Raw genomic sequence first — 12892 nt, 5'->3', positions numbered from 1 at the left:
CAGTGGTCAGGAGGCCGCCGACCAACCATTTCGACGATCCCTGCCCGCGAATTTGCCTCGCTGCCCCGGGCATCACGGAAAGCAGATTCTTCGTGCTCCTCGCTGACTCAGGGTTCTCCGGCCCGTCCATCAACGACTTCTTCCCGCCGCCGATCCTGTTTTCGGGCACCCCGTTCGAGATCAATCGGGTCACTGTCATCCGGTTCATCGCGACGCTTGCGATCCTGCTGATCTTCGGCCTCGGTACCCGGCGTATGCGGGTGGTGCCGGGACGCTTCCAGAGCATCGTCGAGATGGGACTCGACTTCGTTCGCGTCAACATCGCGGAAGACCTGCTGGGGAAGAAGGACGGCACACGCTTCCTGCCTCTGCTCACAACCATTTTCTTTATGGTGTTGTTCTTCAACCTCACCAGCATCGTCCCCGGCTTGAACATGGCGGGTTCTGCAGTGATCGGGGTCCCGCTGGTGTTGGCGATCGTGGCGTACGGGGCCTTTATCTACGCAGGAGTGCGGCGCAGTCCGAGCGGGTTCTTCCGCGGTTCGCTGTTCCCGCCCGGCGTGCCGTGGCCGCTCTACATCATCGTGACCCCCATCGAACTGGTCTCTACCTTCATCGTGCGCCCAGTGACCCTCGTACTTCGGCTGATGATGAACATGGTGGTCGGGCACCTGCTACTCGTGCTTTTCTTCTCTGGGACTGCCTGGTTCCTCCTCCAAGCGCCGGCCGCCTTCAAGCTGCTGGGCCTGGGGACGATGGTCTTCGGCTTCGCGTTCACTCTCATGGAGATCCTCGTCGGGGTGCTTCAGGCCTACATCTTCGCTTTGCTCACGGGTGTCTACATCCAGTTGGCCGTCGCCGACGAGCATTGACCCTCCCTTTTGGATCACGGGCACAAGTGAAATGAATCGGCGTGTTGTGATTGCTGAATCGCAATAGTTGTAGAAACGCACGTGCCGGGGTTTCATGGGGCCCATGGACTCTTTGCCGATGTGGCTGCTGGTGCTCATCTTCGTGGCAGCTGCGGCGGTCATCTGGTTCTCCGGTATTCAGCTGTCGAAGACGACTGATGTTCTGGACAGCCGGTTGCATCTCGGGAGCGCGCTCGGTGGCCTGATCGTGCTCGCCGTGGCCACGAATCTGCCGGAGATCGCGATCACCGTCAGTGCCGCGGTTTCCGGTTCAATCGGCGTCGCCGTTGGAAACATCCTGGGTGGTATCGCTCTTCAGACGGTCGTCATCGCCGTTCTGGACGCGTTCGGCAAGCGTGGCAAGGGCGTGAAGCCCATCACCTACCGGGCGGCGTCCCTCGGTCTCGTCCTGGAAGCAGTGGTGGTGGTCGCCGTCCTCTCGGTGGTCATCGCTGGCAGCCAGCTCCCTGCCGGCCTGCTGTTCGCCCGCCTCACGCCTGACGTTGTCCTGATCGCGGCGATCTGGCTGGTTGGCCTCTTCTTAGTGCGACGTGCAGGCAAAGGCCTCCCCTGGCAAGAGGACGGCACGGCCCCGGACACGACGACGCCCCACCCCAGCGCGCACCGCACTCGGAAGCCGGCGAGTCCTGAGCAGATGAGCACCGCGAAGGCGGCAATCATCTTCAGCGTGGCGGCGCTGCTTACCCTGGCGTCCGGAGTCGCTTTGGAGCTCGCTGGAGACGCGGCCGCCAAGCAGGTCGGGGTTTCCGGAGTGCTTTTCGGTGCAACGGTGCTGGCGCTGGCCACCAGCCTCCCGGAGATCTCTACCGGCCTGCAGGCGGTGAAGCAAGGCGATGACAACTTGGCCGTCAGCGACATTTTCGGCGGTAACGCATTCCTGCCGGTTCTGTTCCTCGTCGCCACGCTGATCAGCGGCAAAGCCGTTCTCCCGCAGGCGAACGCAAGTGACATCTACCTGACGGCGCTGGCGGGCCTGCTGACCGTCGTGTACGCCATCGGCCTCATATTCCGGCCACGCAGGCACGTCGCCGGCGTGGGCCCGGACTCGCTTGCTGTGGTGGTTCTCTACCTGATCGGGGTCGGGGGACTTGTGGCAATCGCCATCAGCTGAGACGAGCGGTTGCCGCTGGTCTGCGTGGTCGCCGATATTCAACTAGGCGCCGCCGCAATGATGCCGAGCGTGTTTGTGCAGTTCGCCTCCCTTTGCTGGCGCAGGGCTGATTGTGGTGAGACCGCTGCACTCTTACCGAATTCCTTGGACTCTTAGCGATCGAACTAGAGATCACGTCCCACCGTCGCTAGCGCCAGCCAAACACTTGTAAACGCTTCAGTCTGAGCTGTTTGGAGCGTTCCGCTCCTCCATCATTTGGGAGAGCGTTTGTGCGCAGCGCAGGACGCGTGCTGCAATTTCGCGAATGAGGTCGAGGTCTTCGTCGGCCCATCCGTCGATGTAGCCAATGCTGTACGCGCTGGTGTCGAACCCGTTGAGGCCGCCCACGATGTAGGCGACCGACTCGGCTTCCACTTCCATGCGGCCACGGTGCTGGCGGTATTCGTTGACATCGTCGATGTGTTGCAGTTTGATGTGGGCGGCTTCGTGGATGAGTGTCTTCGCGGCGTGCTCGGGTGCCAGATCGCGGCCGATGACGACGACATGGCGGTTCGTGTCGGTGTACCCGTTCGCGTGGGTCAGCGGTTCGCGGAGGACGGCCCATCCGTCGCTGTGAAGGTATGCGGTGAGTGGCTGGAGGACTCCGTGGTCGTCGTCGCCGGTGAGGTGCTGGGCCGGATTCTCCGGTACCGGGGTCGCGCCGGGGATCGGGTCGGTTTGCGAGATGTCGAATACGGATAGCACCGGGAAGTAGTGAATGGTTCGTTGCTGTTCGCGCTCCGTTGATTCATTTTCGTCGTCGTTGCCGATCTTCTTGGTGCTGTGGCCGAAGATCTTGATCGCGGTTTCGTTCTTGCGGACCTGGCGCCCCTTGGCCTGCCATTGCCGGTATCCGGCGACCATGGTCGCGTCCGGTTTTTGGGCGAGGATCAGGAGCAGGTTGTTCAGGCTGTACTGGTGGAAGGACCTAGCGAAGTCGAGGAATCGCCGCCACTGTCCACTCTGGGAAAGCCGCTCGACCTGTTCGAGGATTGAGGCGTGGAGTGCTTCGGCCTGCGCCTTGCGTTCTTCCGCACTGTGCCTGGTCGATGTCCTGTTCATGGTGTGCTCCCTCGTGTGATCAACCGTGGTTTGGTGCTGTCCGGCAGAGGGAATCAATCGGGAGCGTGAGCGCCGGGAGTGCCCGCCGATCTGCCGCGAGATAAGCCCGGAGGGCGCGTGGCAGATCGGCGGGAACGGCAAGGTGCGTCAGCGAGCTACGATGACGGATCCGGACAGGTCACCAACAGCCAGAGGGGCGTGCTGCGGTAGCAGCTCCACCGGCTTCACCAGCCACTTCGACCGCGGGTCTTGTTGTGCCATGCGGTCCGCACTGTCGGGTGCTGTTGTGGGTGGAGCCGCCTGAGGGCGGCGCTCCGCCTGCTGTTTTGTTTGTCTTTCCGGCGGCCGATCGTAGCTCGTTCCCGGGTTGTCCGTGCCGGGCTTTCGCGGCATATCCTCACTCGCTTCGCTCCCTCCGGTATTCCACGGTCCCGGCACTCCCGCCCCTCCCACTCGCCATCGATCTCTCCGCCGGAAGGCAAACAAAAACGATCGACAGGGGAGTGATTGTGATGCGGGTATTCGTCATTGATGCGAGCAACATGGGCCCGGAACTGCGCGGCGGACTTATCGGCGTAGTCGGCTCCAACAGCCCGAGCTCGGAAGAGACGCACGAATGCATCGAGACCGTCAGCCGATACGTGCTGGACGGTTGGGCGGTGGCGGCGGATCCTGCCACACCGATCGGACGGCTAGCAGCGCTCACCGCAGAAGCGGCATGCGTGCCGTTCGTGCGTCTCGGCGGAGCTCGCCTGCCGCACTGGCCCGCGCGTACGATTGGGCTAACGCGTAGTCCCGAGCGGGATTCCGCTGACCTCGACGGCTCGTCCCCTCCCGCCCGCCTGCCGGACACTCGCATTGACCGAGTCGGGCACGGTGGCTCGCGCATCGAGAACGGGGGTCGGTGATCATGTCCCGTCCGCCGCTTGTCTCCGAGACCTGGGGCACCGTCTCGACCCGGATGCTCACGCGAGGCCGCTGGGCCGCCCGCGCGCGTTACCGCGACGTCGACGGTCGCACGCGTCAGATCGAACGCATCGGCACGACGAAGCAGAAGGCTGAGGCGCTGCTTCGCGTCGCGATGCGCGATCGCATCAAACCGCTGAGCGAGGGTGAACTCGGCCCAGAAACTCGGCTGGCCGACCTGGCGCTCCTGTGGTGGGACGAGTTCAGCCAGTCGTCCCGCTCGAACGGCACGCTTCGGCGCTATGAGACGGTGCTCGACAAGTACGTCATCCCGAATCTCGGTGGCTGGATGATCCGTGAGGCGACCGTGTCCAAGCTCGACCGGTTCATCAAGCAGACGACCCGACTCAACGGATACTCAAACGCAAGTATCGCCACCGTTCTACTCACGGGAATGTTCGGCATGGCCGCGCGGCACGACGCCATCGACGCCAACCCGATGAAATCCGTCGCTCCCGTAGAAGAACCCAACCACCAGGTCGTGACCTTTTCTCTCGAGGATGTCGCGGAGCTTCGCGAGATCCTCGCCCGGTGGGATGCGGGGTTGGATGCGTCAGGGCGACGGAGAGGAAGTGACCTGGCTGACCCCGTCGACTTCTTCCTCGGCACCGGCTGCCGGCCCGGCGAGGTGTTCGCCCTGATGTGGGAGGACGTCGACTTCACCGTCCAGCCGTTCACAGTCGACATCCACCGCACGATGGCGAAAAACCGGGAAGGCCGCTGGACCGTTCAGAACAAGACGAAGACCGGCGGCGGACGACGACTGTTCCTGCCCACATTCGTTGGGAAGATGCTCCTCCGACGGCGCGTGGAATCATATTCGGAGCTCGTCTTCCCGTCCTCGACGCTCACACCACGGATCCCGGACAACTTCCGGCTCCAGTGGCACATTGCGCTCAAGGGAACGCGGTTCGAAGGTCGGGTGCCCAAAGAGTTCCGCTCGACCGTCGCGACCGCGATCCGCGACGCCGTCGGACTTGAGCGCGCGCAGCATCAGCTTGGCCATTCGACTTATGCGACGACCGAGCAGTCGTACCTCCCGCGGGTGGTGCAGGTTGCCGACTCGACAGCTATTCTCGAGCGTTTCAACGTGCGGGGCGACCCCGGCGCTGAGCTTTCGTAGCTCACCGTTTACTCACCGCTTTGGGCGTGTTCGACGGCGTGTCGTAGAGATCAGGCGGGTACGCCAATGGTGGGAAAAGTCCCGATCAACGGAGCTAACGAGGCCGAATAGGATTCTCTGATATCCAGAGTGGTAGAAGCTGAAGTTCTGCCATTGAACTACACTCGCGTCCTCCGAGAATAGCAGTTCAGTCGTTGCGGTCGAGTCCGGTGGAAATCAGGTTCAGGGGCGCGTGAGGCGCGAATACTCCCGGACTCGCTGAGGAGGCGGCGGCGCGGCGCAGCGCTCAGGGGTCGTGCCGCGGCTCGTGCGAGACAAGGCCGACCGTGTTGCCCTCGCTGTCCTCGATGAACGCCACCCACTCGTCGGTCCCGGCCGGCCCGAGGGTGTCGTCGGTGTGGCTGAAGATCACGTGGGGCTCTCCGACGATCCGGATGCCCGCGGCGCGAAGCTCCGTAACGCGCGTGGCGACGCTTTCGACCTGGAAGTAGACCAGCGCGGAGGGTGCGGCCTGCTCGAGCAGCAGGCGCGCGATCCCGACGTTGAAGAACACCAGGCCCGGCGGGTCGTACCGGGCGGCAGGCGGGCTGCCGAGCAGCAACTCGTAGAAGGCCGCGGCGCGGTCGAGGTCGCCGGCGTGCTGCGCAACCTGAAGGATCTCCATCGGGCGCCCTCCTCGATGTCTGCGCCCCAGTATTCGCCCCTCGAAGGCGGTGCGCTATACCCTCACGCCGCATCCGGAATCGATGGATCGGGCCGCGGCGCGAGGGGAGCCGGCGTCGGAGCCGGCGCGATACTCGCCGCGGAGGCGGCAACCATGCCCGGAACCCCGGAGAGGCCGGGGGCGGCGACGCCGTTGGCGCCACCCCCGTGCTCGGCGCTCGCGGCGGTCTCGTGCGCGAGGAAGGTTCCGAGCTCGCCGATCGTGCTCATCAGCGGGGCCGGGAAGACGACGATCGTGTTCTTGTCGACGCCGATGTCGACAAGCGTCTGCAGGTTGCGCAACTGCAGTGCGAGCGGGTGCGCCATCATCGTGTCCGATGCCTCGCCGAGCGCCGCCGCCGCCAGGGACTCGCCCTCGGCCGCGATGATCTTCGCCCGCTTCTCGCGCTCGGCCTCCGCCTGCTTCGCCATCGCGCGCTTCATCTCGTCGGGCAGCAGGATGTCCTTCAGCTCGACGAGCGTGACCTCGACGCCCCAGTCGAGCGTGAGCAGGTCCAGGATCTGCCGGATGCTCCCGTTGAGCGTGTCCGTCTCGGCGAGCGTCTCGTCGAGGGAGTGCTGGCCGACGACCTTGCGCAGGGTGGTCTGGGCGATCTGATCGATGGCCTCGTTCACATCCTGGATCGCGATCACCGACTTCACCGGATCGATCACCCGGTAGTAGGCGACAGCCGAGACACCGACGCTCACATTGTCACGCGTGATGATGCCCTGCGACTGGATGGGCAGCGTCACGATTCGCAGTGAGACGCGGTGCATGACGTCGACGATCGGGATGATGAAGCGCAGCCCAGGATCGCGCACGCCGATCAGCTTGCCCCAGCGGAGCACCACGCCGCGCTCGTACTGCTTGACCACGCGCACCGACATGAAGAACAGGATGACCGCGACGATGATCACGATCGTGAGGACGATATAGAAGGCAACCATGAGTCTCAACTCCATGGCGTCGGGAGGATCTCGACGTCGCTCCCTTTTATTGTGCGTCCGTTCGCCCGCTACGCACGGTTTCGTGGGCATCCTCACAGCGACCCGGCCCCAGTAGGCTACGAACGTGCTTCTCTCTGACCGCGACATCAAGTCCGAACTGGACGCCGGCCGCATCGCTCTCGAGCCGTACGAGCCGGCGATGATCCAGCCGTCGAGCATCGACGTGCGCCTCGACCGGTACTTCCGCCTGTTCGACAACCACAAGTACCCGTTCATCGATCCGGCCGAGGACCAGCCCGAGCTGACGCACCTCGTCGAGGTCGACCCCGACCAGCCGTTCATCCTGCACCCGGGTGAGTTCGTGCTCGGCTCCACGTTCGAGCTCGTCTCGCTTCCGGATGACGTCGCTGCGCGCCTCGAGGGCAAGAGCTCGCTCGGCCGCCTCGGACTTCTCACGCACTCCACTGCCGGATTCATCGACCCCGGATTCTCGGGGCACGTCACGCTCGAACTCAGCAACGTGGCGACCCTGCCGATCAAGCTCTGGCCGGGCATGAAGATCGGGCAGATGTGCTTCTTCCGCCTGTCGTCGGCCGCCGAGAAGCCGTACGGCTCGTCCGAGTACAGCTCGCGCTACCAGGGCCAGCGCGGCCCGACCGCCTCGCGTTCGTACCTCAACTTCCACCGCACCGACGTGACGACCACCGAGGCGGGCCGCCCCACCACCTGACGCGCGCCGTCCGGATGCGACCCTGCGACTGCGCGCATCCACCGACCACCGCACCCGACCACCGCATCCGACCACCGCATCTGTCGACCGCACCCGGAGGCCAGCGCAATGAGCGAGAACAGCAACGAGACCTTCGCCAGGGCGCTGGTCGCCTCGGGCCCCACGCCGGTGCGCCCGCAGCGGATGCACCTCTTCGGGCAACTCGTCGGCAGCTGGAAAGCCGAGTGCCGGTTCCTCGATGAGGAGTCCGGCGCCTGGTCCGAGTTCACCTACGACTGGACGTTCGCGTACACGATCGGCGGCCGCGCCGTTCAGGATGTGCTGGTCGCCCCGAGCGCATCCGATCCGGCGGTCCTCGAGACCAAGGGCACGACGGTGCGCGTCTACGATCCGGTGCTCGGAGCCTGGCGCGTGAACTGGTTCGGCGCCGTCGGCAACGACTTCTGCACGCTGGTCGCGACGGGGCACCGCGACGGCATCCGGCAGGATGGCACGCAGACCGACGGCCGCCCGATCCGCTGGAACTTCAGCGAGATCACGGCGGATTCGTTCCAGTGGGACGGCTGGGTCTCCGACGACGAGGGCCGCACCTGGTGGCTGGAGCAGCACATGGACGCGACCCGGGTGAGCAGCTAGCGCGGTCGCGACGACCCGTTTGTCTACTGCCGCGCCCGCCGTTCGACGGGCCCGCCCTCAGCGGCGAACTGGTCGCCATCCGGCGACGCGTGCCGAGGTGTCCCGCGTTCGGGTGACACGGTCATACGTGTCGGGGCATGCCGGATAGGTAGTTATCCACAATCAATTCCACAGGTGGAAATCATGAGTTCCGCTCACAGCTGATCCGAAGCTTCGAGGGAGCGATCGGCGTAGAGCGCGGGCAGCTGCAGGGTCAACCACGGACTGAACGCCCAGGGTGTCGCCTCGACCGCGGCGAGCAGGGTGCGCACGTCGACCCACTCCCACTCGACGACCTCGGACGGCGCCGGCGCGAGCTCGCCGGCAACGGTCGCCGTGTACACGGGGCAGATCTCGTTCTCCACGACCCCGGATGCGTCGATCGCCCGGTAGCGGAAATCGGGGAGCGCGATCGTGAGGTTGTCGATCGCGGCACCCAGTTCGTCCTGAGCACGGCGCTCCACCGCGTCTTCCATGGCCTCGCCTGGCGCGGGATGCCCGCAGAACGAGTTCGTCCACACGCCGGGCCAGGTCAGTTTGCCGAGCGCGCGACGGGTGACGAGGATGCGCCCCTCGCCGTCGAACAGGTGGCAGGAGAAGGCCAGGTGGAGCGGAGTGTCCTCGGTGTGGACGGTTGCCTTGTCGGCCACGCCGACGGGGGTGCCGTCGTCGGACAGGAGCACGACCTGTTCGCGGGGTGCGGTCATGGCTCCATTCTCGCCGATGGGATGCTCGGGTCGGTTCGCCGGCCGGGTCCGCCCCTGGGAACTCTGCGAGCCCTCACAGAAAGCGACACGCCCGGGTGGCGAGCGTCGCGCGAAAAGAGGGGTCCCGCCACGCCGTCGCACAGGGGCTGTGGACGGCGCGGCGGGACCCCTCGATGGAGCCGGCCGGGTCAGGACTCGGGGGTGGAGGCCCCCGTCGTGGGCTCGTCGGGCGACTCGCTACGGGCGCCATCCCAGCCGAGGTTGCGGGCCATCGCTTCGAGGGTCGCCATGGTGGTGGCGTAGTCCTCGTCGGTGATGCCCTCGGCGACGGATGTGCGGAGTGCCCGGATGCGCTCGAAGGCGGCATCGTGGGCGGCGCGTCCATCGGGGGCGAGCTCGGCGACGCCGTCGGTGACGGTCACCCAGCCCTTCTCGACGAAGGCGTCGAGGGTGGAGGCCACGCGGCCGGCGCGGTCCCGACCGCGGCCGCCGTAGCGGCGGCGGTGGTCGTGGTCGTGGCCGTGGCCGCGGCCATGGTCGGCCTCGGGGTCGTGGTGGTGGTGCACCTCATGACCGTCGTGACCCTTGTGGTCGTGGTGGTCCTCGGCGCCGTGGTGGTGGTGCTCGTGGTGACCGTCGTGGCCCTCGTGGTCGTGGTGGTCCTCGGCGCCGTGGTGGTGGTGCTCGTGGTGACCGTCGTGGCCGTGGTGGTCGGGATGTGCGTCGCCGCCGTGCCCGCGGAAGCCGTCGGCTCCGGGGTGACGGCGCCAGGAGCGGCCGCCGCGAGCGAAGCCCGCTGCGCGCATTCCGGCGAAGAACGCCTCGCGCTCCTCGTCCGTCGAGAACGGCGGATGTCCGAACTGTTCGCGCTTCCTCTCGAAGAACGCCTGGCGCTCTTCGTCGGAGGCGAAGCCGAAGCGTCCGCGTCCACCGCGGCCGACGGGTCCGCCAGCGGCGTCGGTGCCTGGGCCGAAGCCGGGCTCGCCGCCAAAGCCACGCTCGCCGCCGAAACCGCGCTCGCCGCCGTAGCCGGGCTCGCCGCCGAAGCCGCGCTCGCTGCCGAAACCGCGCTCGCCGCCGAAGCCGGCCCAGCGGCCGTATCCGTGGCCGCGACGTCCGCCGCGCGAGCGGCCGTGTCCCTGGTGGCGGCGGGGAGGCAGGGACGCCTCGATGTCCTCGACGGAGGCCGGGCCGTCCGCGAGGGTGTGCAGGATGCGCCAGCTTCCGCGGCGCAGGCCGAGCTCGGCGAGCTCGTCGCGCATCGAAGCGCGCAGGTTGTGTTCGATCACGCCGAACCAGTAGCCGGGCGGCGTGCCAGGTGTGTCTGTGGTGGTGTTCATCAGAGAACCCCTTTCTTGTTGTATGTACTATTACAACCAAATGTATGATTGCATACATGGAAATGGACGGTCAAGCTCGTGAAGAGAACTCCCAGCCTGCGGACGTCGTTGCACTGATCGAGCAGGCGCTGGTCGCCGTCCGTCACGATCAGTCGCGGTGGCGGATGCAGCACCGCGGAGGTTTCGGCGGCCCGGGCGGCCCCGGCGCGGGCGGTTTCGCTGGTCCGTTCGGGTCGGCCCCGTTCCCCGGCGGACCCTGGGGCGGCCGCCAGTTCGGCCCCGGCGGCGGTCACTACGGCCACGGTCTCGGCGCCGACGCCCATGGTCACGGCCACGACGACCACGACCACGACCATGGCGGCCACGATCACGGCGACGGCTCCGACGGCAGCGGCGCTCCCGGCGGCGGCCCCGGCCCTCGCGGACGCGGTGGACGACGCGGGCGCCCCGACGGCTCCCTCGGCCGAGCGGCACGCTTCCGGATGCTCGACGCGCTCGAGTCCGCAGAGAAGGCCGGCTCCGAGCTGTCGATCAGTGCGCTCGCCGACGCGGTCGGTGTGGATCAGCCGCGCGCCAGCCGCCTCGTGCAGGAGGGCGTCGAGCGCGGTCTGGTGCGCCGGGTCACCGATCCGTCGGACGCCCGCCGCACGCTCATCCAGCTCACGACTGCCGGCCGTTCGCTGATCTCCGAGGTCAGATCGCACCGCCGCTCATCCGTGGAGGAGGCGCTCGCCGGCTTCACCGAAGAAGAAGCCCGCACCTTCGCGCAGCTCTTCGACCGCTTCGTGCGCGCCTGGCCCCGCGACTGACTCTCGCCCGGCCCGACCCCGACCCCGACGCCCGCTCACAACTCCGGAACCTCGAGCCCGAAGCGCCGCATCTTCCGGAGTTATGCCCGCCCCGGCGGCGTGTCGAACGCAACTTCCGGAGTTGCGCAGCGCGCAGCCGCCGCACCGACCTCAGCGTGACGCCGACCCGGCCCCCGGTCCCGCCCCGGCCCCCGCCGGCCCGGCCCCCGGCGCCCCCAGCTGCGACTGAGCCCGCACCGGGATCAGCAGCGCCAGCCCGATCGCCAGCACGATCACGATGCCCAGGATGCCCCAGTACTGCGCGCCGCCGACCGCCACGAACGTCGCGAACAGCAGCGGCGCGAGGAACGACACCGCGCGTCCGGTCGTCGCATAGAGCCCGAACACCTCGCCCTCGCGCCCCGTCGGGGTGATCCGTGCCAGGAACGTGCGACTCGCCGACTGCGCCGGCCCGACGAACAGGCAGAGCACGAGCCCGCCGATCCAGAATGCCGTCGCACCCAGGTCGTGCGCGAGGAACACCGCCAGCCCGGCCACGATGAGGCCGACGAGCGACGTCACGATCACGGGTTTCGGTCCGAACCGGTCGTCGAACCGTCCCGACACGAGGGTGCTCACGCCGGCCACCACGTTCGCCGCGATCGCGAAGATGATCACCTGCCCGCTCGAGAACCCGAAGGTCCCCTGCGCCAGGATGCCGCCGAAGGTGAACACGCCGACCAGCCCGTCGCGGAACAGCGCCGAAGCGATCAGGAACAGCACCGTGTTGCGGCTCTCCTTCCACAGGCGGCCCACATCGCGTACGAGTACCGCGTAGGAGCGGAAGAAACCGACGCGAACCGACCGGGCGTGCTTCGGCATCTCCGGAACCGCGATCAGCACCGGCAGCGAGAACACGAGAGTCCAGGCGGCCGCGATCAGCGCGATGATCCGGATGTTCAGCCCGCCGTCCTGCGTGGCGTGCAGGAAGCCCGCGGTGCCGTCCGGGTTCTCGACCACCAGGCCGAAGTACACGATGAGCAGCAGGATGATCCCACCGAGGTAGCCGGCGCCCCAGCCGAAGCCGCTGACGCGCCCCACCGTCTTCGGCGTCGACACCTGCACCAGCATGGCGTTGTAGTTGACCGTCGCGATCTCGTAGAACACGGTTCCGATCGCCACCAGCGCGACCCCGAGGAGGAAGTACGACGGCTCGCCGACGACGAAGAACATCAGAGCCGTCACCAGCACGACGACGCCCGTGTTGATCCCGAGCCAGAGCTTGCGGCGCCCGGATCCGTCGGTGCGCTGGCCGAGCACGGGAGCGAGCAGTGCCACGATGATCCCGGCGATCGCCAGGCCCCAGCCCAGCCCGCTCGACAGTGGCGCCTCGGCCGCTGTCACGGCCGCGTGGGCCGGTCCGTGCACGTCCGTCTCCGCGTCCCGCGCCGACACCAGGGCCGGATCGACGAACAGGCTGCCGGTGAGGTACACGGTGAAGACGAAGGTCGTGATCACCGCATTGAACGCGGCACCGCCCCAGTCCCAGAGAGCCCATGCCACGACGCGCCCCGTCGGGATGTCCCGCTTGGTGCTGCTGTCGATGAAGAGGGGACTCGCGGCGGTGAGGAGCGCATCCGTGCTCGCTGCTCCACGGCCCGCGTCGTCGCCGGGCCCGGTCGGGTCGTTGGTCATGAGCACACAGTAGCGAGCACCGGTGAACGGTGGGGGATGCGCGCCTACGCCGTACGCGTGCGGCGCGAGCG

Annotated in this window: 12 protein-coding genes; 6 read left to right on the top strand and 6 right to left on the bottom strand. The window is 67.0% G+C overall.

Annotation, left to right across the window (positions count from 1 at the left end; translation table 11 throughout):
- Positions 1-92: 92 nt before the first annotated feature.
- Complete coding sequence (gene atpB / locus AC1DB1_RS19155; protein ID WP_477201960.1) at positions 93-872, top strand: F0F1 ATP synthase subunit A; 780 nt, start codon at positions 93-95, stop codon at positions 870-872.
- A 103-nt stretch (positions 873-975) separates the two neighbouring features.
- Positions 976-2043, top strand: a complete 1068-nt coding sequence (locus AC1DB1_RS19150) for a sodium:calcium antiporter (protein WP_477201959.1) — start codon at positions 976-978, stop codon at positions 2041-2043.
- Positions 2044-2259: 216 nt separating this feature from the next.
- On the opposite strand, the gene AC1DB1_RS19145 is transcribed toward AC1DB1_RS19150, so the two are convergent.
- Positions 2260-3144 (bottom strand): ArdC-like ssDNA-binding domain-containing protein, encoded by an 885-nt coding sequence (locus AC1DB1_RS19145; protein WP_477201958.1) that lies wholly within the window; start codon positions 3142-3144, stop codon positions 2260-2262.
- A gap of 1081 nt (positions 3145-4225) precedes the next feature.
- Between AC1DB1_RS19145 and AC1DB1_RS19140 the strand changes: the two genes are divergently transcribed.
- Positions 4226-5233, top strand: a complete 1008-nt coding sequence (locus AC1DB1_RS19140; protein ID WP_477201957.1) for a tyrosine-type recombinase/integrase — start codon at positions 4226-4228, stop codon at positions 5231-5233.
- A 286-nt stretch (positions 5234-5519) separates the two neighbouring features.
- On the opposite strand, the gene AC1DB1_RS19135 is transcribed toward AC1DB1_RS19140, so the two are convergent.
- Positions 5520-5897 carry a VOC family protein gene (locus tag AC1DB1_RS19135; protein WP_477201956.1) on the bottom strand — a complete coding sequence of 126 codons (378 nt, stop codon included), beginning with the start codon at positions 5895-5897 and terminating at the stop codon, positions 5520-5522.
- A 62-nt stretch (positions 5898-5959) separates the two neighbouring features.
- The gene (locus AC1DB1_RS19130) at positions 5960-6886 is read right to left on the bottom strand and encodes a slipin family protein (protein WP_271177991.1); all 927 of its coding nucleotides are present in this window, start codon (positions 6884-6886) and stop codon (positions 5960-5962) included.
- A gap of 124 nt (positions 6887-7010) precedes the next feature.
- On the opposite strand from AC1DB1_RS19130, the gene dcd reads away from it, so the two are divergent.
- Positions 7011-7616 (top strand): dCTP deaminase, encoded by a 606-nt coding sequence (dcd, locus tag AC1DB1_RS19125; protein ID WP_477201955.1) that lies wholly within the window; start codon positions 7011-7013, stop codon positions 7614-7616.
- A gap of 108 nt (positions 7617-7724) precedes the next feature.
- Entirely contained in the window at positions 7725-8252 is a 528-nt protein-coding gene (locus tag AC1DB1_RS19120; RefSeq protein WP_271177989.1) for a hypothetical protein, read from the top strand.
- A gap of 194 nt (positions 8253-8446) precedes the next feature.
- Here the strand turns inward: AC1DB1_RS19120 and idi are convergent, their stop codons facing one another.
- Positions 8447-8998, bottom strand: coding sequence for an isopentenyl-diphosphate Delta-isomerase (gene idi / locus AC1DB1_RS19115; RefSeq protein ID WP_477201954.1), 552 nt, complete (start codon positions 8996-8998; stop codon positions 8447-8449).
- Positions 8999-9186: 188 nt separating this feature from the next.
- Complete coding sequence (locus AC1DB1_RS19110) at positions 9187-10338, bottom strand: hypothetical protein (RefSeq protein ID WP_477201953.1); 1152 nt, start codon at positions 10336-10338, stop codon at positions 9187-9189.
- Between the two features lie 56 nt (positions 10339-10394).
- On the opposite strand from AC1DB1_RS19110, the gene AC1DB1_RS19105 reads away from it, so the two are divergent.
- Positions 10395-11147 carry a MarR family winged helix-turn-helix transcriptional regulator gene (locus tag AC1DB1_RS19105; RefSeq protein WP_477201952.1) on the top strand — a complete coding sequence of 251 codons (753 nt, stop codon included), beginning with the start codon at positions 10395-10397 and terminating at the stop codon, positions 11145-11147.
- Between the two features lie 150 nt (positions 11148-11297).
- Here the strand turns inward: AC1DB1_RS19105 and AC1DB1_RS19100 are convergent, their stop codons facing one another.
- On the bottom strand, positions 11298-12821 hold the full coding sequence (locus AC1DB1_RS19100; RefSeq protein WP_477201951.1) for an MFS transporter: 1524 nt from the start codon (positions 12819-12821) through the stop codon (positions 11298-11300).
- Between the last annotated feature and the right edge of the window lie 71 nt (positions 12822-12892).

This window comes from Leifsonia sp. 10N434, assembly GCF_056394405.1.
The sequence above is the reverse complement of the archived record's forward strand: the minus strand, read 5'-3'. Positions and strand labels throughout refer to the sequence as shown.

What these genes read in the sequence shown, in the direction of transcription:
- AC1DB1_RS19150 (WP_477201959.1), top strand. Translation starts at nt 976, where the DNA reads ATGGACTCTTTGCCGATGTGGCTGCTGGTGCTCATCTTCGTGGCAGCT.
- AC1DB1_RS19145 (WP_477201958.1), bottom strand. Translation starts at nt 3,144, where the DNA reads ATGAACAGGACATCGACCAGGCACAGTGCGGAAGAACGCAAGGCGCAG.
- AC1DB1_RS19140 (WP_477201957.1), top strand. Translation starts at nt 4,226, where the DNA reads ATGCGCGATCGCATCAAACCGCTGAGCGAGGGTGAACTCGGCCCAGAA.
- AC1DB1_RS19135 (WP_477201956.1), bottom strand. Translation starts at nt 5,897, where the DNA reads ATGGAGATCCTTCAGGTTGCGCAGCACGCCGGCGACCTCGACCGCGCC.
- AC1DB1_RS19130 (WP_271177991.1), bottom strand. Translation starts at nt 6,886, where the DNA reads ATGGTTGCCTTCTATATCGTCCTCACGATCGTGATCATCGTCGCGGTC.
- AC1DB1_RS19120 (WP_271177989.1), top strand. Translation starts at nt 7,725, where the DNA reads ATGAGCGAGAACAGCAACGAGACCTTCGCCAGGGCGCTGGTCGCCTCG.
- idi (WP_477201954.1), bottom strand. Translation starts at nt 8,998, where the DNA reads ATGACCGCACCCCGCGAACAGGTCGTGCTCCTGTCCGACGACGGCACC.
- AC1DB1_RS19110 (WP_477201953.1), bottom strand. Translation starts at nt 10,338, where the DNA reads ATGAACACCACCACAGACACACCTGGCACGCCGCCCGGCTACTGGTTC.
- AC1DB1_RS19105 (WP_477201952.1), top strand. Translation starts at nt 10,395, where the DNA reads ATGGAAATGGACGGTCAAGCTCGTGAAGAGAACTCCCAGCCTGCGGAC.
- AC1DB1_RS19100 (WP_477201951.1), bottom strand. Translation starts at nt 12,821, where the DNA reads ATGACCAACGACCCGACCGGGCCCGGCGACGACGCGGGCCGTGGAGCA.